Source organism: Actinospineispora eucalypti, assembly GCF_039543365.1.
GTDB classification, from domain to species: Bacteria; Actinomycetota; Actinomycetes; order Mycobacteriales; family Pseudonocardiaceae; genus Pseudonocardia; species Pseudonocardia eucalypti.
Map to the genome: position 1 here is coordinate 224530 of NZ_BAABJP010000039.1, position 22065 is coordinate 246594.

Sequence of the window (22065 nt, forward strand, 5' to 3'; positions counted from 1 at the left end):
CGGCGCCATACTTGGGCGCACTCGATACCGATCGGTATCGAAAAAACGGAGGTCCCCGAATGCGCTCCGCCCTGGCGCTCGTCACCCTGTTCGCCGCCCTGCTCGTCGCCTCGGGTCCGCCCGCGGTGGCGGCCGCCACCGCCTCCGGCGGCCTGGACGACCGGGGCTGTCGGCCGTCCGAGCGGCATCCCTCGCCGGTGGTGCTGCTGCACGGGCTGGGCGGGAACGGGCCGGGCAACCTGGGTCCGCTGGGCCGGCGACTGGCCGGCGAGGGCTACTGCGCCTACCAGCTGACCTACGGGCAGCCGGTGCCCGGGGTGCCGGTCGGCGGCCTGAACAGGATCGAGGAGTCGGCCCGGGAGATCGGCGAGTTCATCGAGCGGGTCAGGGCGGACACCGGCGCGTCGAAGGTCGACATCGTCGGCCACTCCGAGGGCGGGTTCCTGTCGCTGTACGTGCCGAAGAAGCTGGGCATCGCCCGGAAGGTGGACACGGTCGTGGCCCTGGCACCCCCCACCCACGGGACCACCTTCGGCGGGCTGGTCAGCGTCGCGGACACCGCCCAGCAGCGGGAGCTGGTGGACCGGGTGCTGCGGCAGTCCGGCTGCCAGGCCTGCCCGCAGCTGCTCCCCGGCGGCTCGGCGGTGCGCGAGCTGGACGACGGCCCGATCGCCCAGGACGGGATCGCGTACACGGTGATCGCCACCCGGGCCGACGCGCTGGTCACTCCGCACGAGAGCGAGCTGCTGGGCACCGAGGAGACCGCGTTTATCCGCGAGCGGGGGGTGCACAACCTCTACGTGCAGGACGAGGTGCCGGTGGATGCGGTCGGGCACATCGGGCTGGCCTACGACGAGGCGGTGCACCGGATGGTGCTGAACGCTCTCGACCCCGACCGCGCCGAGCCGCTGCCGCCGGTGAGTGCCGGCGTGCCGCTCTAGCTATCCCTCCAGCTCGACGACGGCGAAGGACTCCCCGGGCAGGGCCGCCTTCGCGCCGTCCACCCGGACGGCCGCGCTGGCCAGCAGGGCGTCCCGGACCGGGCCGTCGAGCCGGAAACCGGCCTCGGTGCCGCCCAGGTTGACCAGCACCCGGAGGCCGCGCCGGCGCAGCAGGACGGTGCGCGCCGCCTCGTCCACCTCCACCCCCAGCCGGTCCAGCCAGGGGTCGGACAGCTCCGGGCGGGCCCGGCGGAGCGCGATCAGCTCCCGGTAGGTGCGGAGCAGGCCGGCGTGCGGCTCCCGGTCGGGCTCGGTCCAGTCCAGCTTGGAGTCCAGGAACGTCCGCTCGGCGTTGGGGTCCGGCACCTCGGCCCCGGCATCCCAGCCGTGCTCGGCGAACTCCTCGACCCGCCCCCGCCGGATGGCCTCGCGCAGGTCGGCGTCCGGGAAGTGGGAGAAGAACCGCCACGGCGTGCGCGCTCCCCATTCCTCGCCCATGAACAGCATCGGGGTGTACGGCGAGCAGAGCACCAATGCCGCGCCGCAGGCCAGCAGGCCGGGGGAGAGGGCGGCCGAGATGCGGTCGCCGGTCGCCCGGTTGCCGATCTGGTCGTGGTTCTGCAGGTAGGCCAGGAACCGGTGGCCCGGGGTCAGCGCGGTGTTCACCGGCCGGCCGTGGTGGCGGCCGCGGAAGGTAGACATGGTGTCCGCGTGGAAGAAGGCGCCGCGCAGCGTGGCGGCCAGCCCGGGCAGCGTGCCGAAGTCGCCGTAGTAGCCCTGCCGCTCGCCGGTGAGTGCCGCGTGCAGCTGGTGGTGGACGTCGTCGTTCCACTGCGCCTGTAATCCGTAGCCGCCGCCCTCCCGCGCGGTGACCAGGCGCGGGTTGTTCAGGTCCGACTCGGCGATCAGGGTCAGCGGCCGGCGGACATGCGCCTCCAGCGCGGCCACCTCCACGGCCAGCTCCTCCAGCACGTGGACCGCCCTGGTGTCGACCAGCGCGTGCACCGCGTCCAGCCGCAGGCCGTCCACGTGGAAGTCGCGCAGCCACATCAGCGCGTTGTCGATCACGTAGCGGCGCACCTGGTCGGAGCCGGGGCCGTCCAGGTTGAGCGTGGGGCCCCAGATGTTGCGCCCGGCGAAGTACGGCCCGAAGCGGTCCAGGTAGGCGCCGGAGGGGCCGAGGTGGTTGTAGACCGCATCCAGCAGCACGCCCAGCCCGCGCGCGTGGCAGGAGTCCACGAACCGGCAGAACGCGTCCGGGCCGCCGTAGTTCTCCGTCGCCGCGTACCAGAGCACCCCGTCGTAGCCCCAGTTGCGCGGGCCGTCGAAGGCGTTCACCGGCAGCACCTCGACCAGGTCCACGCCGAGCCCGACCAGGTGGTCCAGCCGTTCGATCGCGGAGTCGAACGTGCCGGCCGGGGTGAAGGTGCCGACGTGCAGCTCGTAGACCACGCTGCCGGGCAGCGCGCGCCCGGTCCAGGCGTGGTCGGTCCAGGCGAAGGTCTCCGGGCGGTACACCCGGGAGGGCCGGTGTACCCCGTGAGGCTGGTGCCGGGAACGGGGGTCGGGCAGCGGCGTTGGATCGTCGTCCAACAGATACGCGTAGTCGGTGCCGTGGCCGGCCCCGGGAACCTCCACCCGCCACCATCCGTCGGGTTCGGAGGTCAGGTCCCGCCGGCCGCCGTCGATCTCCACCTGGACCCGGTTCCGGCCGGGCGCCCACACCTCGAACTCCACGTGGACCAACCCTAGTGCTCTCAGGCTCGTGACTTCCTTCACTCCTTAGAGCACAGGTGGTAATGAAATTAGGTACGAGACGTTCTCTATGGCATGCTATCTCGCATGTCAGGTACGAATGGCCAGCAGCGCGCCGGGGGCTGGGCGCTCCCGTTGGTCGTGCTGATCGTCGGCATGTTCATGTCCGTCCTGGACACCAGCATCGTGAACGTGGCCATTCCCCGCATGCAGTCCGAGCTGGGCGCCAGCACCGACGACATCAAGTGGGTGGTCACCGGGTACACCCTCGCCCTCGGCGTGATCGTGCCGCTGAGCGGCTGGCTGGGGGAGCGTTTCGGGCAGACCACCGTCTACCTGAGCTCGCTGCTCGGCTTCACCGCCGCGTCGGCGCTGTGCGGCATGGCGTGGAGCCTGGACAGCATGATCGCCTTCCGCATCCTGCAGGCGATCCCCGGCGGCGTGCTGCCGGTCGTCACGATGACCCTGCTCTACCGGATCGTGCCGAAGGAGCGCATCGGCGCGGCCATGGGCATGTACGGCCTGGGCGTGGTGTTCGCGCCCGCGCTGGGCCCGACCCTGGGCGGCTACCTGGTCGAGTACGTCAACTGGCGGCTGATCTTCTACATCAACGTGCCGGTCGGCATCCTCGGTGCCATTGCCGCGTTCGTCGTCTTCCCCCGGATCAGGCCGACCAGCTGGCCCAAGTTCGACCTGTGGGGCTTCCTGACCATCGCGTACGGCCTGTTCGCCCTGCTGCTGGCCACCGACAAGGGCCAGGACTGGGGCTGGACCAGCTACCCGATCCTCATCCTGCTGGTCTCCAGCGCGCTCAGCCTGGCGCTGTTCGTGGTCGTCGAGCTCGAGTCGGCCAACCCGCTGATCGACGTGCGGATCTTCAAGGTGTGGCCCTACACCAACTCCCTGATCCTCATCTCGGTGATCTCGATCGGGCTGTTCACCACGCTGTACTACGTGCCGCAGTTCCTCCAGGTCACCCAGGGCATGCAGGCGTTCGACGCCGGCCTGGTGCTGATGCCCTCGGCGCTGGTGATGGTGGTGCTCATGCCGATCGCCGGGCGGCTGTACGACCGGTTCGGGCCGCGCTGGCCGGCGACCATCGGGCTGGCGATCACCGCGATCGGCACCTACCTGATGACCTCGATCACGCCGGACACCCCGCGCCACGTGCTGATCATGTGGACCGCGCTGCGCAACGTGGGCGTCGGCATGTCCATGATGCCGATCATGACCGCCGGGGTGGCCGCGCTGGCCACCAGCCGGGTGGGCTCGGGCAGCGCGATGAACAACGTCGCGCAGCGGGTCTCGTCCAGCCTCGGCCTGGCCATCTTCGGCGGCATGCTGACCTACCAGCAGGCCCAGCTGATGAGCGACCGCGGCGGCCTGTACTCCACCGGCGCCAACGGCCTCAGCGCGATCACCCAGGCCGCTGAGCAGGGTCCCGCCGGGCTGTACCCGATCTACATGAAGCTGTCCGCGAGCGTGCTGACCACCACCTACGCCAACCTGTTCCTGGTGGTCACGGTGCTCTGCGCGATCGGCGTCGGGCTCGCCCTGCTGCTGCGCCACGGCCCGGCCAAGCCGGTGGAGGAAGCCCCGGCACCCGCGCCCGCGCCGGCGGCCCCGGCCGAGGAGCGGCGGCCCACCCCGGTGCCCGCGCAGTCCCGCAAGCCCAGCCGGGAGGAAACCCTGGACCGGCTGGACGAGCAGTCCGCCCAGGCGGCGGCGGGCGTGCACGTCTGACCAGTGACCCCCGCCCCATACGATTCGGGCAACGAGGGGGGAATCGATGGGCGCGGCGACCACCGGCCACACGGCGGTGCGGTTCACCGGGGTGACCAAGGCCTTCGCCGGCGGCGTGCTCGCACTGGACGGCGTTGACCTGCGGGTGGTGGGCGGGGAGTTCGTCGGGGTGGTCGGCCCGTCCGGCTGCGGGAAGAGCACGTTGCTGCGCCTGGCCGCCGGGTTGGCCGCCCCCACCGGCGGCCGGATCACGGTGAGCTCCGACCGGGTCGGGTTCGTCTTCCAGGACCCGACGCTGCTGCCCTGGCGCGGCGCGCTGGCCAACGTCGCGCTGCCGGCCGAGCTGCGCCGGCTGCCCAAGGCGGAGCGGCTGGCCCGGGCCAGGCGGGCGCTGGAGACGGTGGGGCTCACCGGTTTCGAGAAGGTACTGCCGGCCCAGCTCTCCGGCGGCATGCGCATGCGGGTGTCCCTGGCCAGGGCGCTGGTGTTCGAGCCGGACGTGTTCCTCTTCGACGAGCCATTCGGCGCGCTGGACGAGATCACCCGGCTGCGCCTGCAGGAGGAGCTGCGCCGGATGGCCGATGACGCCGGGTTCAGCAGCCTGTTCGTGACCCACTCGGTGCCCGAGGCGGTCTACCTGGCCGACCGGGTGGTGGTGATGTCCGCGCGGCCGGGCCGGATCGTGGCGGAGATCGACATCCCGTTCGGCCGTCCCCGGCCGCCGGAGCTGCGTTTCGATCCCCGGTTCGGCGCCACCGCCGCCGAGGTCTCGGCCGCCCTGGTCGACGGGGCCGCGACCGCCCCGGCGGACCGGGCGTGAGCCGGGCCCGCGCGGTGGCGCGCGCCGTGCTGCCGGTGCTTACCGCCGTGCTGGCTTTCCTCGGCGTGTGGCTGTTCGTCAGCTACGTGCTGCTGACCCCGGAGCGCCGGCAGATCCTGGTGCCGCCGCCGCAGGACGTGCTGACCCGGTCGCTGCTGGACTGGTCGCGGCTGCGGCCGATGCTCCGGGCGCTGCTGCTGGACGTGCAGATCTCCATGCTCGGCCTGCTCATCGCCTGCGTGCTCGGGGTGGCCGCCGCGATCGTGATGAGCCAGTCGTCCTGGTTGGAGCGCGGCCTCTACCCGTTCGCCATCGTGTTGCAGACGGTGCCCATCCTGGCGATCGTGCCGCTCATCGGGCTCTGGTTCAGCTACGGGTTCGCCGGCCGGATCGTGGTGTGCGTGATCATCGCGGTGTTCCCGATGATCGCCAACACGCTGTTCGGCATCCACTCCGTGGAGCGCGGGGCGCACGACCTGTTCACCCTGAACCGGGCCAGCCGCTGGCAGCGCCTGGTCAAGCTGCAGCTGCCGGCGGCGCTGCCGTCCATGTTCGCCGGGCTGCGCATCTCCGCCGGGCTGTCGGTGATCGGCGCGCTGGTGGGTGACTTCTTCTTCGTGCAGGGACAGCCCGGGCTGGGCACCCTGCTCTCCGTTTACATCTCCCGGGTGAGCTCCACCGACCTGTTCGCCGCGATCATGCTCTCCTCGCTGTACGGTATCGTGATCTTCAGCCTGTTCACCGGCCTGACCGGCCTGGTGATCGGCTCGTGGTACCGGGGCGCGCGCACCACCCGCGAGGAGAACTGAGGCCCGAGGGGAGCGTTCATGCGGCGGACCCGTCTGGTCGTCGTGCTGGTCGGCCTGGTGCTCGCCGGATGCTCCGGCCCCGGTCCTTCCGCCGGCTCGTCGTCGGGGCTGCCACCGGCTCCGGAGGGGCAACGGCTGGCCGGTGTGTGCCCGGAGACCGTCGTGGTGCAGCAGAACTGGGAGCCAGAGGCGGAGTACGCCGGGGTGTACGCGCTGGTCGGCCCCGGCTACACGGTGGACGCGGACCGCAAGCGGGTGTCCGGCCCGCTGGTCGTGGGCGGCCGGGACACCGGGGTGCGCATCGAGATCAGGGCCGGCGGAGCGGCCATCGGTTTCGGTGCGATCAGCGCGCAGATGTACCTGGATCGCTCGATCACCCTGGGCATGATCGGTACGGACGGCGCCATCAAGAGCTCGGCCGGCCAGCCGGTCACCGCGGTGATCTCGCAGATGGCGAAGAGCCCGCAGATCATCATGTGGGACCCGGCCAGCCACCCGGACTGGCGCACCATCGCCGACATCGGGCGCTCGGACGCCACCGTGGTCGTCCAGAAGGACGCCCTCTACGCCCAGCTGCTGGTGGAGAGGGGCCTGCTGCGGGCCGACCAGATCGACCAGGGGCACACCGGCTCCGCCGTCCGGTTCGTGGCCGACCCGACGATCGCCGAACAGGGCTACGCGACCGCCGAGCCGTACGTGTTCCAGCACGAGGTGCCCAGCTGGGGCAAACCGGTGCGCTACCAGCTGCTGTCCGACGTGGGTTTCAGCATCTATCCGGACGCGCTGTCCGTGCGCACCGGTGACCTGCCCGCCCTCGCGCCCTGCCTGCGCCGGCTGGTCCCCGTTCTGCAGCGGGCGCAGGTCGACTACATGGCCGCGCCGGGCCCGGTGAACCGCCTGATCGCCGACCTGGTGACCCGCTACGCCGACGGCTGGAGCTACTCGATCGGCGTGGCCGACTACGCCACCCGGGTCATGCGGGAGCAGGGCATCGTGGCCAACGACGCCAGCGGCCCGCTGGGCGGCATGGACCCCTCCCGGGTGCAGGCCACCATCGACACCTTCGCACCGGTAGTGGCCCGCTCCGGCGGCCGGCCGAAACCCGGCCTGACCGCCGCCGACATCGCCACCAACCAGTTCCTGGACCCGTCGATCCGGCTTCCGTGAGGGATTGGCTGGCCGCCCTTCGTGCGGGTGTGGGTGGGTTGCTCACGTACCGTGAGGCCGAAGCGTCCCGATGGGGGCTGTTTCGGGGCGGGCGCGCATCGATATCCACACCAGCGGGGTACAGTCCTTGATCAAACCCCGCTCACGTGGATCTCGACGAGCGAACCCTCGCCCAATCGCCAACTCGACCGTCACACACCGTGACAGAGCGGACGGCGGCGCCGAGCCGGACGCGACCGGCGCCACCCAAGCGACGGCGGACCGCCGCCGCGCCGTCCAGGCCGTCTTTGAACCGAACCGCGCTCAGCGTTGCCGAGCGGCCAGGAAGTGGGCGATGTCGGCGGTTGCCGTGTACAGCGCGCGGTATCGGGGGTAGTACTCGGCGTACACCTCGGCGGCCGCCGGGTCGGGGCGGACGGTCTCGCGTACCGGGTTCCAGCGGGTGATGTCCGGTTCGGCGCCCACGGCGATGCCGGCGAGCAGCGCGTCGCCCAGGGCGGCGCCGATCTTCTCGGCGGGGATCTGCTGCGGCAACCCGGTGACGTCGCTGACGATCTGGGTCCACAGGCCGCCCTGGGTGCCGCCGCCGACCGCGACCAGCCGGCCCGTCCCCGGCATGGTCTCCAGGTTGTGGCGCACCCCGTAGGCGATGCCCTCCAGGGCGGCCCGGTAGATCTCGCCGATGCCGTGCCGGGTGGTCAGCCCGGCCAGGATGCCCCGCGCGTCCGGGTCGAAGAGTGGGGTCCGCTCGCCGGCGAAGTAGGGCAGCAACAGCAGCCCGTTGCCGCCGGCGGGAGCCTGCCCGGCCGCCGCGACCAGCCCGGCGAACTCGCTGTCCACCAGGCCGCGCAGCCAGTCGGTGATCGCGCCGGAGGTGGCCATCCCGGCGGCCATGGAGTAGCTGCCGGGGCCGACGCCCCGGGTGGACCACAGCGCGGGGTGCGGCGACGGTGAGGCCAGCACCCGGACCAGGAACATGGTGGTGCCGTACATGACCATGGTGTCGCCGGGCTCGGTGACGCCCACGCTGGCCGCCTCGGCCCAGGCGTCCACGGTGCCGGCCGCCACCGGCAGCCCGGCCGGCAGCCCGGTCACCGAGGCGGCCGCCGCGTGCACGGTTCCCACCACCTCGGTGGACCAGGCCAGCCGGGGCAGCTCGATGCCGGGGGCCACCACCTCCGCCCAGTCGTGCGCCCAGTCGGCGGCGCGCAGGTCGTACATCGGGTCGCACTGGCTGGCCGAGTGGTGGTCCAGGACGTACTCGCCGGTCAGCCGGTGCACCAGGTAGGAGCTGGCCATCAGGAACAGCCGGGTGCGCGCGTACACCTCCGGCTCGTGCCGGGCCAGCCAGCGCCACTTGGGGCCGACCGCCTGCGAGGACAGCGCGGTACCGGCCCGGGCCAGGATGGCGTCCGCGCCGAGCTCGGCGGTCAGCTCGTCGATCTCCCGGGTCGCACGGGTGTCCACCCCGTAGAGGATCGCCGGGCGCAGTGGCCGGCCGTCGGCGTCGGCGGGCAGCAGCACCGGGCCGATACCGCTCACCGCCAGGCCGGCCAGTGGGCGCCCGTCGGCGGCGGCCACCAGCTCGCGGCTGATCGCCACGAAGTCCGCCCACCACACCGACTCGGCCTCGTGCTCCGCCCAGCCGGGATGCGGGTAGGAGGTCCGGTGCGGCCGGGTGGCGCGGGCCAGCACCTCGCCGGCCGGGGAGACCAGCACGCCCTTGGAGCTGGACGTGCCGATGTCGATGCCCAGCAGCAGGTCGGTCTCAGCCACGGGACCACTCGTCGAGCCGGATGCCGAGCAGTGCCGCCGCCGCCCGCATCTCCGGCCGCCGGTCGCCGGGCACCGCGTGGATGTGGTTGGCCCCGAAGTTGGCCAGGAACTGCTCGGCGGGGGCGTCCAGCCGGGCGAAGGCGTGCGGCCACTCCGGGGTGGACCGGTTCACCAGCTCGGCGGTGGTCGCCTCGTCGTAGTTCTCGAAGTCACCCAGCATGAGCTGCATACGGTAGTCCCCGGAGTCCCTGCTGAGCCGGGCCAGGGTCATCCGCCCGGCGGCGGCGATGTGCTGCACCGAGGCCCCACCCGCCGGGAAGAAGAACACCTCCGGATACAGGTTCACGCGAGCCAGGTTCTCCGCCGGGTCGTCGCTGCGCGCGGCGTACCAGGTGGCGTGCTGGCCGGAGTTGCACAGGTCCCAGATGTCCCGGTCCGAGTGGTAGTGCCGCACGTCGGCGAACAGCACCGGATCGCCGGAGATCTTGTGGAACAGCTGCATGGTGAGCGCGCCGTCCATGTCCGCCTCGGTCGCGGTGACGTGCACCGGCTTCGGGCCGTTCCAGTCGTAGGGGTCGTTCAGGAACGCCTCGGTGACGTCCATGGTGGCGAAGTGCTCGGTCAGCTCGGGCTGGCCCTTGATGCCGGAGAAGTCCAGCCGGCGCTCCGCGATGATCTCCCGGACGGCCAGGTAGGACCGGATCTGCCGCTCGAGCAGCTCGGGGGTCAGCTTCTTGCCGTCGTAGTGCACGCCGGCGGCATGCCGCTCGAGCCATTCACGTGCCTTGGCCGCCTCACCGGCGTCGGCCTTGTCCGCGCGCAGTACCAGCTCGTACTGGTCGATCTCCTCCACGTCGATGCCGAACTGGCGCATCCACTGGTCGGTGTTGGCCACGGCGGTGTTCATGCCCATCGGGCGCCCCCCGAACCGGCCGAAAGTGGACCCGCGCAACGAGGCGACCGCGGCCGCCGCCCGGGCGTGCGCCCCCACCTGCGCGATCATGCCGGCGTCGTCGGGGGAACCCCAGAGCCGGGTGTGCCGGCGGCCGATCTGGTCCAGCGCGCCACCGGCGGCCAGCATGCCCACCAACCCCGGCTCGGTGGGGTCGGTGCTGGCCACCAGGACCAGCGGGCCGGGGGTGGCGTCGGCGGCCAGCATGGTGAAGTGCGGGAAGCTCCACACCGCGTAGTAGAAGATGGTCAGGTCCACATCCGCCGAGGCGACCTCGCGGGCCACCGAGCCGGCCAGGTCGTTGCGGGCCACCAGATCGGAGCCCACCACCACCTCGTGCCCGGCCGAGCGCAGCGACGCGACCAGGCCGTTCTGCTTGCCCGCGATGAACTCGGCGTTGCGGGCGTGCACATGGTCCCGGCCGTCGGAAATGCTGACCACACCGATCCGGGCCACGATGCCTCCCTGCCGTTTGTGCAGCGGCTTGTGCACGAATCGCCTACGGCGATCAAACCGCTGATCCAGCCGGTCGGACGGACCTCCGGCCCGCCCTCGCGGCCGGAGCGCGCACAACCCGCTGCGAGTAATCGATTACTCAGGACGCTATTGTTCAGTCCGAACAGTGTCAATAGAGCCGGAAGGTAGCGCGTCCGATGGCGACGATCAGCGATGTGGCCGCGCGGGCCGGGGTGTCCGTGGCCACCGTGTCCCGGGCGCTGAACGGCAAGTCCACGGTGAACCCGGAGCTGGTGGGGCGGGTCCGCTCGGCCGCCGCCGAGCTCGGGTACCACCCGAACGGCCTGGCCCGCAGCCTGCGCAAGCAGCAGACCGCGGTGCTCGGGCTGATCATCTCCGACGTGGCCAACCCCTTCTTCACCTCGGTGGCCCGGGGTGTCGAGGACGTGGCGCTGACCGGCGGGTACTCCGTGGTGCTGTGCAACTCGGACGAGAACCTGGACAAGGAGCGCCGCTACCTGAACGTGGCGGTGCAGGAGCGGATGGCCGGCGTGGTGCTCTCCCCGACGGCGGCCGCCACCAGCGTCGACGTGCTGCGCGGCCGGGGCACACCCGTGGTCGCGGTCGACCGGCCGCTGGCCGGGGTCGACCAGGTCCTGGTGGACACCCGCCGCGCGGCCGCCGAGGCGACGACACACCTGGTCAGGGCCGGTTACCGGCGGATCGGCTGCATCAGCGGGCCGGAGGGCATCCGCACCGCCGACGACCGGCTGGCCGGCTACCTGGACGCCGTGGACGCGGCGGGCATTCGCCGGGAGGCGGCGTTGGTGCGGCGCACCGAGTACCGCGCCGAGGGCGCCCGCCGGGCCACTGAGGAGCTGCTCGCCGGTCCCAAGCCGGTGGACGCGCTGCTGGTGGCGAACAGCACCCAGGCCATCGGCACGCTGGAGGCGCTCGGCGCGGCCGGGCGGCGGGTCGGGGCCGAGGTCGGAGTGGTGGCGTTCGACGATGCCCCGTGGGCCACGCTGGTCAGCCCCCCGCTCACCGTGGTCGCCCAGCCGGCCTACGAGTTGGGCGCGCTGGCCGCCCGCCTCCTGCTGGACCGGATCGACGACAACCGGGGCGTCCCGGTGGTGCGCACCCTGGCCGCCAAGCTGATCGAACGGGGCAGCAGCCGGCGGGCCTGAGCGGTGCTTCGCGGCCCCCCATCGGCCGCGAAGCACCTCCACGGGACCGGCGCCCGTTGTCCCGCACGTGCCTGACCGGGCGCGCGCTCGGCCAGCGCGTTCCGCGCTAGCCCTTGTTCAGCTCCGCGTAGACCTGGTCGGCGTTGGCCTTGGTGACCAGCTGGGTGGACAGGGTCTGTGCCTTCGGCACCCGCTGGCAGTCGACCAGGATCTTCTTGGCCGCGTCGACGGCCTCCTTGCCGCCGGTCGGGTAGATCAGCGTCGCCGACAGCCGGCCGGCGGACACCGCCTTGAGCCCGCCCGACTCGATCGGCAGGCCGTCGATGCCGGTGATCGGCAGGTCGGTCTTGCCGGCGTTCTGGGCGGCGATCCGGGCGCCCTCGCCCATCGGGTCGTTCTCCGAGTAGATGGCCTGTAGGTCGGGGTGCGCCTTGAGCATGGCGTCGGCCTGCTGCTGGCCCTTGTCCCGCAGCCAGTCGCCGTCGGCGGTGGCGATCACCTCGACCTTCGAGCCCTGGATGCCCGACATGAAGCCGTCGTACCGCTCCTTGGCCGGGGTGGACCCGGCCAGCCCGCGCAGGATGCCGATCTTGCCGCCGTCCGGCAGCAGGGTCTTGGCGAAGTACTCGCCGGCCTGTTTGCCGATGTCCACGTTGTCCGCCCCGATGAACGAGGTGTACGCGCCCCCGTCCACCTTGCGGTCCAGCACCAGCACCGGGATGCCCTGGTCGAAGGCGCGCTTCACCGGCGCGGTGAGCGGGGTGGCCTCGTTCGGGCTGATGATCAGCAGGTCGATCCGCTGGGCCAGGAAGGTGTCCACCTGCTCGACCTGCTTGGAGTTGTCCTGCGCCGCGTCGGCGAAGTTGACGGTGAACTGGGGAACCGAGGCCGCCGCCTTGCGGATGTCGTCGTCCATCCGCTGCCGGTAGGGCTCGGCCACGTTGGCCTGGCTCATCCCGATGGTGTACTTGCCGTCGGCGCCGCACTTCGCCGGCGCGGCCGCCCCGCCGCCCGGCTTCGGGGCGTTCTCGCTGGTGGTGCCGCAGGCGGCGAGGGCGAGCGCGGCGAGCGCGGCCAGCGCCACCGCCCCGGCTGACTTCCTTGTCATGCGGGAGTTCCCTTCTTGTCGGACGTCAACTGCTGCCCATCGATGCGGGCCGGAGCCGCTGCAGCCCCGCCGCCAGCACGATCACCAGGCCGATGATCAGTAGCTGTATGTTCGAGTCGATGTTGTTCAGCGCCAGGATGTTGCGCAGCACGCCGACCAGCAGTGCACCGGCCACCGTGCCGACCACCGAGCCGCGCCCGCCCATCAGGCTGGTGCCGCCGATCACCACGGCCGCGATCGCGTCCAGCTCGTACATGGCGCCGTCGTTGGGCGCGCCGAAGTTGAGCTGGCCGGCGTGCACGATGCCGGCCAGCGCGGCGAGCAGCCCGCAGATGCCGAACACCGCGATCTTCACCCGGTTCACCGGCACCCCGGACAGCCGGGCCGCCTTCTCGTTGCCGCCGATCGCGTACACGTGCCGGGAGAACGCGCTCACCCGCAGCAGCACGACGGCCAGCGCGGCCACCACGATGAAGATCAGGGCCGGGATCGGCACCAGGCCGTTGAAGGTGCGCTCGCCGAGCAGCGAGAAGACCACCGGCGCCTGCTCGGGGCCGTCGCCGTAGGTGATCGAGATGCCCTGGCCGCCGGACCAGATCCGGGCCAGGCCCCGGGCGATCTGCATCCCGGCCAGCGTGACGATGAACGCCTGGATGCCGAACCGGGCCACGGCGAAGCCCTGCAACAGCCCGAACCCGAGCCCGATGGCCAACACGGCCAGCACGGCGGTGGCCACCCCGAGGTCGTTCTCCACCAGCAGGATCGCCGCGCCCACGCTGGCCAGGCCGAGCACCGAACCGACCGAGAGGTCGATGCCGCCGATCAGGATGACCAGCGTCATGCCGACCGCCAGGATGCCGATCTCGGAGATCGAGCGCACCACGTTGAACAGGTTCTGCGAGTTCAGGAAGACCAGCTCGCCGTTCTTGCTGGGGGAGAACAGCACCGCCGCGACGAACACCAGCACCAGTCCGAACAGGCTCTGGAACTTGAACAGCGCGGCGGCCAGCTCGGCTCCCCGGCCCGGCGCCGGCGCGGGTTCCGAAACGGCCGGCGCCTCCGAGCGTCCGGTACGCACGTCCTCGCTCAAGCTGCCTCCTTCCCGTTGCCGATGGTCGCCGTGAGCAGCTCGGCCTCGCCGACCTCGGCCGTGTCCAGGTGGGCCACGTCCCGCCCGCCGCGCAGCACCACCACCCGGTCGCACACGCCGATCAGCTCGGCCGGCTCGGAGGAGGCGAGCAGGATGCCCACGCCCTGGCCGGCGATCTCGCCGAGCAGCCGGTAGATCTCCGCCTTGGCGCCCACATCCACGCCCCGGGTGGGTTCGTCCAGCAGCAACAGGGCGGGCTCGGTGAGCAGGTTGCGCCCGAGCACCACCTTCTGCTGGTTGCCGCCGGACAGCGAGCCCACCGGGCTGCTCAGCGAGGCCAGCTTCACGCCCAGCCGCCGGACCATGCCCTGGGCCAGTGACCGCTCGGCCGGCCCGGGCACCGCGCCCCACCGGGCGATCCGGGACACCACCGACAGCACCGTGTTGGCCAGCACCGAGTGGTCCAGCGCCAGCCCGGCGATCCGCCGGTCCTCCGGCACGAAGGCGATGCCCAGCGCGATCGCCTCGCGCGGCCCGCGCGGGTTCACCGGCCGCCCGTCCAGCAGCACCTCACCGGCGCGCGGGCCGGTGGCGCCGACGCCGAACAGCGTCTCCAACAGCTCGGTGCGGCCGGCGCCGAGCAACCCGGCAACGCCCACGATCTCGCCCTTGCGCACGGTCAGGCTGACCCCGGCCGGGTCGCGCCGACCCGGCCGGCCGCGCACCGTCAGCCCGGACACCCGCAGCAGCTCGGCCCCGTCCGGGGAGTCCTTGGGCGCGGTGAACATCTGCCGGAGCGGCCGGCCGACCATCGCCTCCGAGGCCTGCGCGGCGGTCATCGCGCGCGCGGCGAACTCGGCCACCACCGAGCCGTTGCGCAGCACGGTGGCCCGGTCGGCCACCCGGCCGATCTCGTCCATCCGGTGGGAGATGTAGACCATGCTGGTGCCGGCCCGGCGCAGCTCCTCGATCACCCCGAACAGCCGCTCCACCTCGGGGCTGGACAGCGCCGACGTCGGCTCGTCCATGATCAGGATTCGGGCATCCAGGGACAGTGCCTTGGCGATGGTGACCAGCTGTTGTTCGCCGGTGCGCAGCTCCTCGACCGGTCGCCTGGGGTCCAGGGCGATGCCGATGCGGCCCATCAGCCGGGCGGTTTCCCGGACCATTCCGCTCCGGTCCACCGTGCGCAGGCGGGTGCGGGTCTCCCGGCCCAGGAACACGTTTTCGCCGACGGAGAGCGCGGGTACCAGGTCCAGCTCCTGGTGGATCATCGCGATGCCGGCCCGCTGGGCGTCCGAGGGGGTGTTCAGCCGGACCGGCCGGCCGTCGATGCGGATCTCGCCCCGGTACCCGCCGACCTCCCCGGAGAGCACCTTCATCAGGGTGGACTTGCCGGCGCCGTTCTCGCCCAGCAGGGCGTGCACCTCGCCGGCCCGCAGGCTGAAGTTCGCCGAGCGCACCGCGCGCACGCCGCCGAAGGACTTGCTGACGTCGACCATCTCTACGACCGCGGCTTGGGCGTCGACCGGTTGCCGGCCGGCCGTCTCGTCCCTGAGTGCGTCCATCACACCTCGAGAAATCGATTACTCGGCGACGCTAGAGTCAGCCGGCGAGAGTGTCAAGCGTTCCCCCCGACCGTTGGCGGATCGATGCGGGTGTTGTCCCGGCCCAGCAGCCCACCACACCGGGGGCACCGCAGCACCGGCACGAACGGATGGTTCGGCCCCCGGTGGCGCACGGTCAGGATCGAGGGGTCGTCCGGTGGGAAGTCGGCCTGGCACCAGTGCAGAACGAACGCCAGCGAGGGGAACAGTGCCAGGCCCTTCGCGGTGAGCCGGTAGGCGGTCGGATCGCCCCGCCGGCCCACGGTGAGCACCCCGACCCGGACCAGCTTGCGCAGCCGGCCGGCCAGCACCCCGGGGCCGATGGCCAGCTCCCGCTGGAACCCGGAGAAGCGGTTCACCCCCATGAACGCGAACGTCAACAGCGCGATCGACCAGCGGTCTCCCATGATGTCCAGCGCGGTGTGGAAGAGCACCAGCGGATCGGTGATGCCCTTCCCGGCCAGGCTTCCGCCCGATGGCCGGTTGCTGGTCAGGCTCAGCGGCGCCGTCTGGTTCCGCACGGCGCCGATCTCCCGGGGTCGCACCGGCGTCGCGCACTCGGTGCAGGCCAGCTCGGGGGTGACCGCCGTGCCGCAGTCCAGGTGGACCAGTCGCGGCAGCTCGGCGGCCCGGCCCGGGACCCAGGTCTTCTCCCAGAACCAGATGCTGACCAGCAGCTGCCACAGCGGCAGCCCCCGGGTGGTGATGCGGTACTCCATGCGGGTCCGGTTGGGGGTGCGGTACGGCGCCTGCTCGAGCACCTCGGCGTCCACCAGCGCGCGCAGCCGGGCGGACAGCGTGGTGGGAGAGATGCCCAGTCGGGCGCGGATGTCGTCGTAGCGGCGAACCCGCAGGAACACGCTCTGCAGGATGAGGAGCGACCAGCGGTCACCGAACAGGTCGAGGGCGTGCAACAGCGGCTCGAAGGTGGGACGTCGCTTCTCCACGGTTTACCTCGCCGGGCGGCCGAGAGGAGAGATCGTAACGCGCGCGGTCGCGGCAAGCCGATTATCTCCGCGACGCGCCGTGCGGATGGTTCGACCACGCCGGGGGAAGTAGCGGCACAGGCTGGTCACGATCTGCCGTGTGGTCTTTACGAGTTCTGGGGAGGCAGCAAACATTCTCTGGGGTCTGCGAGGAAACACGCCCGCTGGTGTCATAAGGGGGACCCGTGAGCTTGTCCACGCGTCCGGAACTGCGTGCCTCATCGATCGCGGGTATCGGATTCTTCTCCCTGCTCGGGGTCGTCTCCAGCATTGTCCAGGTAACGCAGTCCGTAGCTGACGGAGAGTTCTCTGTCCTGGCGATCTCGGTCACGGCGTTCGCTGTCGTTGTCGTTGGCGCAGTCTGCCTCAGGTGGATAAGGACTCGTAGGCGGGTCGTGGGCGAGGTTGGGAGGATCGAAGGACCGCAGGACAAGACGGCTGTTCTGGTTGTCGTCTGTCTACTGCTCATGACGTTGTCGCTGCTTGCCGTGGCGGCGTCTTCGGTGGCGGTCGCTGTGCTCACCTCGTCGCGCTCGGAAGCACCGGTACGACAGGCAACCGTGGATCCATCGAGCGCGGCTACTGAGCAAACGGCGGAGCGGCCCAAGAACCTGGGATCACGGCAACCAGGTCCGGCGGGCGAGAAGTCTGCTATCAGCTTCGGTAGTGGCACCTACGTGGTAGGAGTCGACATTCAGCCGGGTGTTTATCGTACGGCGGGGCCGAGCGACGAGAGGATTCCGATGTGCAGCTGGACACGGTTGCGGGATACCTCGGGTGACTTTTCCGCGGTTCTGGCCATTGACAACACTGAGGGTCCCACCACGGTGACAATTAAGGCCACTGACGGTGCGTTCAAGAGCTCCTCCTGCCAAGACTGGGTCAAGGTTGACTGAACGCGAGGCTAGACGTCCCGAGGCACACGATCAGCGTTCGCTCAGGCTGTGATCGCCGATGCTGGCGGTCCAGCCGCGATTTTCGCGGCTCTACCGCCAGAAACAACGATCGTCAGGCCGGGCGGACCAGCAGGGCCACCGGGTAGCGGTCCAGCAGCTCGGCCAGCCGGGGCGCCGAGCCGCCGACCGACTCGCCGGTGATCACGTCGGTCCAGTCGTCGGCGCCGCCGGGCAGGGCGAGGACGGTGTCCGCCCAGCCACCCCGGGCGGCCAGCCCGATCGGCAGCCGGGTGGCCACCGCGACCAGGCCGGGGTCACGGGCGAAGGCCAGCGCGTGCGCGGCGGCGGGGCCGTCGGCGGTCAGCGGCCGGTAGCCGGAGAACAGCTCGGGGCGATACCGGCGCAGCCGCAGCGCGGAGGCGGTGACCAGCAACTTCGCCGCGCCGGTCGCGTCCACGGGGGGCAGCCAGTGATCGTCCAGCCGGGCCAGCAGGGCGCGCCGTTCCGCGAAGTCCACCGGCCGCCGGTTGTCCGGGTCGACCAGCGAGTACTCGAACAGCTCGGTGCCCTGGTAGACGTCGGGCACGCCGGGGCCGGCCAGCTGCACCAGCTTCTGGCCCAGCGAGTTGGACCGGCCGGCCGGGGCGACCCGGGCCACGAACTCCTCGATCGACGCGACCGCCGCCGGGTCGGCGAGCACCGCCGCCGGCCACTCGGCGATGGCCCGGTCCACCTCAGGCACCGGGTTGACGTGGTTGGTGACCAGCTTCGCCTCCCGCGACGCCTTGGCCAGGTAGGCGGCCATCCGTTCCGCGTCGATCGGCCAGGCGCCGACCAGGCACTGCCAGGCCAGCAGCTCCAGGGAACGCTCCGGCAGCGGGTGCGCCGCCGCCCAGCCGCGCGTCGCCTCCGCCCACTCGCCGGGCAGCTCGGAGAGCACGGCCAGCCGGGCCCGCACGTCCTCGGAGCGCTTGGTGTCGTGGGTGGACAGGGTGGTCATGGTGCGTGGCCAGCCGGCCTCGCGGGCGGCGGCCGCCGCGTGCAGCTCGGTCACCGGGACGCCGAACCGGGTCGGGTCGCCGCCCACCTCGTTCAGCGCGACGAACCGGTTCCACCGGTAGAACGCGGTGTCCTCGACGCCCTTGGCGGTGACCATTCCGGAGGTCTGCTGGACCCGGCGGGCCAGCTCGCCGTCCGGCTCGGCGAGCATCCGGCGGTGCATCAGCTCGACCGGTTCGGCCAGGTCGGGGCGGTTGCTCCGGGCGACCGAGACCGCCACATCCAGCGCCTCCCGGCCCTCCGGCAGGTAGCTGCGGTAGACCGGGAAGGAACAGAGCAGCTCGGCGACCGCGTCGGTGGCCTTGGCCCGGTCCAGCTCGGGCAGAAGCGCGGCGATCCGGCGCACCTCGGCGGCCAGGATGGTGTCCGCAACGTCCCGCCGGGCGCGCCGCTCCACCGCATGCGCCGCCGGGCGGGACCCGGTGTGCTCGGCGGCGAACTGGGTGATCAGCCCGGCGCCGGCCGGGTCGACGAACACGCCGCAGATCTCCCGCAGCGCGTCGTAGCCGGTGGTGCCGTCCACCGGCCAGGACGCCGGCAGTGCCTCACCGACGCCGAGGATCTTCTCCACCAGCAGCCAGCGGTCCTTGCCCACGGCCGCGCGCAGCCGGCGCAGGTAGCCGCCCGGGTCGGTCAGCCCGTCCGGGTGGTCCACCCGCAGGCCGATTATCCCACCCGACCCACCCTCACCCGACCCACCCTCACCCGGCCCACCCGGCCCGCCCTCGGCGACCCAGCGCAGCACCTCGCGGTGGCTGTCGGCGAACACGGCCGGGTCCTCCACCCGCACGGCGGCCAGCCCGGACACGTCGAAGAACCGCCGGTAGGTGAGCTCGGCGGCGCCGCGGCGCCAGTCCACCAGCCGGTAGTGCTGGCGTTCGTGCACCTCACGGGGGGTGCCCTGGTCCGCACTGCCGTTGGCCACCGGGAACAGGTGCTCGTAGTAGCGCAGCCCGGGGTAGCCGTTCCCGTCGCGCACCAGCTCCAGCCGGTCCAGCTCCTCCTCGGCACCGGAGGCCAGCACCGGCAGCGGCAGCGGGCCGGCGTCCCAGTCGATGTCGAAGTGCCCGGCGTACCGCGAAGCCCGCCCGTTGATCAGCACGTCGGACCACCACGGGTTGGCGGTCGGCACGGTCACACCGACATGGTTGGGCACGATGTCCAGCAGCAGGCCCAGGCCGGCGGAGCGCAGGGCGGCCATCAGCGCGCGCCGGCCGGCCTCGCCGCCGCGCTCCTCCGACGCCCTGCCCGGGTCCACCACGTCGTAGCCGTGGTTCGAGCCGGACGTGGACTCCAGCATGGGGGAGGCGTAGAGCGCGCCGACGCCCAGGTCGGCCAGGTAGCCGGTGAGCTCGGCGGCGCGTCGGAAGTCGAACTCGGCGCGCAACTGGAGCCGGTAGGTGGAACTCGGGGACATCGGCGTCATTATTCCGTTCGCTGGAGCACGAGCAGGGACCGGGACGGCACGGTGAGCGTGCCGCCGGCCGGTTGGGTCACCGGCTCGGCGGACACCATGCCGGGCGCGTCCGACAGGGTGATCACATCACCGGACGCGGTGTCCACCACCACCGCCCACGCGCCGCCGTAGAGCGCGCCGGGCAGGGTGACCTCGATGCCGTCCGCGGAGGCGTTGAAGCAGAGCAGGAACGAGTCGTCCAGCAGCCGCTCGCCGCGCTCGTCCACGTCCGGGATGCCGTCGCCGTTGAGGAACACCGTGATGCACTGGCCGAAGCCGGAGGACCAGTCGCGGTCGGTCATCTCCTCGCCGGACGGGGTGAACCAGGCGATGTCGTGCAGCGAGTCGCTGTCCGTCGGGGCCACCGCGCCGCGCACCAGGGAGCGGCCGGCGAAGAACCGGCGGCGGCGGAAGATCGGGTGCGCGGCCCGGATGGCGGCCACCCCGGCGGTGAACGCCACCAGGCCGGCGTTCTTCCCCGCCAGTTCCCAGTCCACCCAGGAGATCTCGTTGTCCTGGCAGTACACGTTGTTGTTGCCGCCCTGGGTCCGGCCCAGCTCGTCGCCGTGCAGCAGCATCGGCACGCCCTGGCTGACCAGCATGGTGGCGATGAAGTTGCGCTGCTGGCGGGCGCGCAGCTCGAGGATCGCCTGGTCGTCCGTCGGCCCCTCGACGCCGCAGTTCCAGGACCGGTTGTGGCTCTCCCCGTCGTTGCCGTTCTCGCCGTTGGCCTCGTTGTGCTTTTCGTTGTAGGAGACCAGGTCGGACAGGGTGAAGCCGTCGTGCGCGGTGACGAAGTTGATCGACGCGTAGGGCCGGCGGCCGTCGCTCTGGTAGAGGTCGGAGGAACCGGTTAGCCGGGAGGCGAACTCGCCGAGGGTGCCCGGCTCGCCCCGCCAGAAGTCCCGCACGGTGTCCCGGTACTTGCCGTTCCACTCGGTCCACAGCGGCGGGAAGTTGCCCACCTGGTAGCCGCCCGGGCCGACGTCCCAGGGCTCGGCGATCAGCTTCACCTGGCTGATCACCGGGTCCTGCTGGACCAGGTCGAAGAACGCGGACAGCCGGTCCACGTCGTAGAACTCGCGGGCCAGGGTGGACGCCAGGTCGAACCGGAAGCCGTCCACGTGCATCTCCAGCACCCAGTAGCGCAGCGAGTCCATGATCAGCTGCAGGGTGTGCGGGCTGCGCACGTTCAGCGAGTTTCCGGTGCCGGTGTAGTCCATGTAGTACTGCAGGTCGTTGGCCACCAGGCGGTAGTAGGCCGGGTTGTCGATGCCGCGCATGGACAGCGTCGGCCCCATGTGGTTGCCCTCGGCGGTGTGGTTGTAGACCACGTCCAGGATGACCTCGATGTCCGCCTGGTGCAGCGCGCGGACCATCGCCTTGAACTCGTTCACCTGCCCGCCCGGCCGGGGGTCGGCGGCGTAAGCGTGGTGCGGGGCGAGGAACGCGATGGTGTTGTAGCCCCAGTAGTTGGCCAGGCCCTTCTCCTGCAGGTGGTGGTCGGTGATGAACTGGTGCACCGGCATCAGCTCCACCGCGGTCACGCCCAGCCGCTGGAGGTGTTCGATCATCACCGGGTGGGCCAGCCCGGCGTAGCTGCCGCGCTGCTCCTCGGGGATCTCCGGATGCGCGATGGTGAGGCCCTTGACGTGCGCCTCGTAGACCAACGTCTCGTGGTAGGGGGTTTTCGGTGCCCGGTCCGCGCCCCAGTCGAAGTACGGGTTGACCACCACCGACTTGGGCACGTGCGGCGCCGAGTCGGTGTCGTTGCGCTCGCCGGGCGAGGCGAACTGGTAGCCGAACACCGACTCGTCCCAGCTCACCCCGCCGTCCAGGGCCTTCGCGTAGGGGTCGATGAGCAGCTTGTGCGGGTTGCACCGCAGGCCGCCGGCCGGATCGTGGGCGCCGTGCACCCGGTAGCCGTAGCGCTGCCCCGGCTCCACGTTCGGCAGGTAGCCGTGCCACACGAACCCGTCCACCTCGCGCAGGCGGACCCGATCCTCGTTGCCCGCCTCGTCGAACAGGCACAGCTCGACCTGCTCGGCGAGCTCGGAGAACACGGCGAAGTTGGTGCCTGCCCCGTCATAACTGGCGCCGAGTGGGTAGGAACTTCCCGGCCACGGCTGCATGCGTACTCCTCGTTCGGCTCCGGAAACCGGGGCGCTCGCTGACCCGGGGGCGATGGACCTACAGGTTAGTGCGCCGGGCGTCGGCGCCGTGATCGACGCGTCCGGGTGCACGTGCCGGGTTCGAA

16 protein-coding genes are annotated in these 22065 nt (G+C 71.5%); 7 read left to right on the top strand and 9 right to left on the bottom strand.

Annotated elements, in window-relative coordinates:
- Window positions 1-59 precede the first annotated feature (59 nt).
- Window positions 60-941 (top strand): alpha/beta fold hydrolase, encoded by an 882-nt coding sequence (locus ABEB12_RS30825; protein WP_185065425.1) that lies wholly within the window; start codon window positions 60-62, stop codon window positions 939-941.
- Here the strand turns inward: ABEB12_RS30825 and treZ are convergent, their stop codons facing one another.
- Window positions 942-2678: a malto-oligosyltrehalose trehalohydrolase gene (gene treZ / locus ABEB12_RS30830; protein WP_185065426.1), complete on the bottom strand. Its 1737-nt coding sequence runs from the start codon at window positions 2676-2678 to the stop codon at window positions 942-944.
- 105 nt (window positions 2679-2783) lie between these two features.
- Between treZ and ABEB12_RS30835 the strand changes: the two genes are divergently transcribed.
- The 4 genes from ABEB12_RS30835 to ABEB12_RS30850 are packed head-to-tail and all read left to right on the top strand — an operon-like array spanning window position 2784 to window position 7235.
- Window positions 2784-4439 carry a DHA2 family efflux MFS transporter permease subunit gene (locus tag ABEB12_RS30835; protein ID WP_185065427.1) on the top strand — a complete coding sequence of 552 codons (1656 nt, stop codon included), beginning with the start codon at window positions 2784-2786 and terminating at the stop codon, window positions 4437-4439.
- 46 nt (window positions 4440-4485) lie between these two features.
- The gene (locus ABEB12_RS30840; protein ID WP_185065428.1) at window positions 4486-5259 is read left to right on the top strand and encodes an ATP-binding cassette domain-containing protein; all 774 of its coding nucleotides are present in this window, start codon (window positions 4486-4488) and stop codon (window positions 5257-5259) included.
- Window positions 5256-6068 (top strand): ABC transporter permease subunit, encoded by an 813-nt coding sequence (locus ABEB12_RS30845; RefSeq protein WP_185065429.1) that lies wholly within the window; start codon window positions 5256-5258, stop codon window positions 6066-6068. The genes ABEB12_RS30840 and ABEB12_RS30845 overlap by 4 nt, the downstream gene beginning before the upstream one ends.
- 18 nt (window positions 6069-6086) lie before the next feature.
- Window positions 6087-7235, top strand: a complete 1149-nt coding sequence (locus ABEB12_RS30850; protein WP_185065430.1) for an ABC transporter substrate-binding protein — start codon at window positions 6087-6089, stop codon at window positions 7233-7235.
- A 303-nt stretch (window positions 7236-7538) separates the two neighbouring features.
- Here ABEB12_RS30850 and ABEB12_RS30855 read toward each other — a convergent pair whose 3' ends face one another.
- Both ABEB12_RS30855 and ABEB12_RS30860 read right to left on the bottom strand, forming a co-directional pair.
- Entirely contained in the window at window positions 7539-9011 is a 1473-nt protein-coding gene (locus ABEB12_RS30855; protein ID WP_185065431.1) for an FGGY family carbohydrate kinase, read from the bottom strand.
- Complete coding sequence (locus ABEB12_RS30860) at window positions 9004-10419, bottom strand: L-fucose/L-arabinose isomerase family protein (protein ID WP_185065432.1); 1416 nt, start codon at window positions 10417-10419, stop codon at window positions 9004-9006. Before ABEB12_RS30860 ends, ABEB12_RS30855 begins: the two co-directional genes overlap by 8 nt.
- A gap of 197 nt (window positions 10420-10616) precedes the next feature.
- On the opposite strand from ABEB12_RS30860, the gene ABEB12_RS30865 reads away from it, so the two are divergent.
- Window positions 10617-11606, top strand: a complete 990-nt coding sequence (locus tag ABEB12_RS30865; protein WP_185065433.1) for a substrate-binding domain-containing protein — start codon at window positions 10617-10619, stop codon at window positions 11604-11606.
- A 106-nt stretch (window positions 11607-11712) separates the two neighbouring features.
- Here the strand turns inward: ABEB12_RS30865 and ABEB12_RS30870 are convergent, their stop codons facing one another.
- The 4 genes from ABEB12_RS30870 to ABEB12_RS30885 all read right to left on the bottom strand — a co-directional run bounded on the left by ABEB12_RS30870 (window position 11713) and on the right by ABEB12_RS30885 (window position 16358).
- A complete protein-coding gene (locus ABEB12_RS30870; protein ID WP_185065434.1) occupies window positions 11713-12714 on the bottom strand; it encodes a substrate-binding domain-containing protein in 1002 nt (333 codons plus the stop codon).
- Between the two features lie 25 nt (window positions 12715-12739).
- Entirely contained in the window at window positions 12740-13723 is a 984-nt protein-coding gene (locus ABEB12_RS30875) for an ABC transporter permease subunit (protein WP_185066156.1), read from the bottom strand.
- Between the two features lie 77 nt (window positions 13724-13800).
- Window positions 13801-15372 (bottom strand): ATP-binding cassette domain-containing protein, encoded by a 1572-nt coding sequence (locus ABEB12_RS30880; RefSeq protein WP_185065435.1) that lies wholly within the window; start codon window positions 15370-15372, stop codon window positions 13801-13803.
- Window positions 15373-15425: 53 nt separating this feature from the next.
- The gene (locus ABEB12_RS30885; RefSeq protein ID WP_185065436.1) at window positions 15426-16358 is read right to left on the bottom strand and encodes a winged helix-turn-helix transcriptional regulator; all 933 of its coding nucleotides are present in this window, start codon (window positions 16356-16358) and stop codon (window positions 15426-15428) included.
- 224 nt (window positions 16359-16582) lie between these two features.
- On the opposite strand from ABEB12_RS30885, the gene ABEB12_RS30890 reads away from it, so the two are divergent.
- A complete protein-coding gene (locus ABEB12_RS30890; protein WP_185065437.1) occupies window positions 16583-17293 on the top strand; it encodes a hypothetical protein in 711 nt (236 codons plus the stop codon).
- Window positions 17294-17405: 112 nt separating this feature from the next.
- Here the strand turns inward: ABEB12_RS30890 and treY are convergent, their stop codons facing one another.
- Together treY and glgX are read right to left on the bottom strand one after the other, a co-directional pair.
- The gene (treY, locus tag ABEB12_RS30895) at window positions 17406-19769 is read right to left on the bottom strand and encodes a malto-oligosyltrehalose synthase (RefSeq protein ID WP_185065438.1); all 2364 of its coding nucleotides are present in this window, start codon (window positions 19767-19769) and stop codon (window positions 17406-17408) included.
- Between the two features lie 8 nt (window positions 19770-19777).
- Window positions 19778-21940, bottom strand: a complete 2163-nt coding sequence (gene glgX, locus ABEB12_RS30900; protein ID WP_185065439.1) for a glycogen debranching protein GlgX — start codon at window positions 21938-21940, stop codon at window positions 19778-19780.
- Between the last annotated feature and the right edge of the window lie 125 nt (window positions 21941-22065).

Excerpts from the sequence above, each read along its gene's own strand:
- ABEB12_RS30825 (WP_185065425.1), top strand. The coding sequence starts at position 60 with ATGCGCTCCGCCCTGGCGCTCGTCACCCTGTTCGCCGCCCTGCTCGTC.
- ABEB12_RS30835 (WP_185065427.1), top strand. The coding sequence starts at position 2,784 with ATGTCAGGTACGAATGGCCAGCAGCGCGCCGGGGGCTGGGCGCTCCCG.
- ABEB12_RS30840 (WP_185065428.1), top strand. The coding sequence starts at position 4,486 with ATGGGCGCGGCGACCACCGGCCACACGGCGGTGCGGTTCACCGGGGTG.
- ABEB12_RS30850 (WP_185065430.1), top strand. The coding sequence starts at position 6,087 with ATGCGGCGGACCCGTCTGGTCGTCGTGCTGGTCGGCCTGGTGCTCGCC.
- ABEB12_RS30865 (WP_185065433.1), top strand. The coding sequence starts at position 10,617 with ATGGCGACGATCAGCGATGTGGCCGCGCGGGCCGGGGTGTCCGTGGCC.
- ABEB12_RS30870 (WP_185065434.1), bottom strand. The coding sequence starts at position 12,714 with ATGACAAGGAAGTCAGCCGGGGCGGTGGCGCTGGCCGCGCTCGCCGCG.
- ABEB12_RS30880 (WP_185065435.1), bottom strand. The coding sequence starts at position 15,372 with ATGGACGCACTCAGGGACGAGACGGCCGGCCGGCAACCGGTCGACGCC.
- treY (WP_185065438.1), bottom strand. The coding sequence starts at position 19,769 with ATGTCCCCGAGTTCCACCTACCGGCTCCAGTTGCGCGCCGAGTTCGAC.
- glgX (WP_185065439.1), bottom strand. The coding sequence starts at position 21,940 with ATGCAGCCGTGGCCGGGAAGTTCCTACCCACTCGGCGCCAGTTATGAC.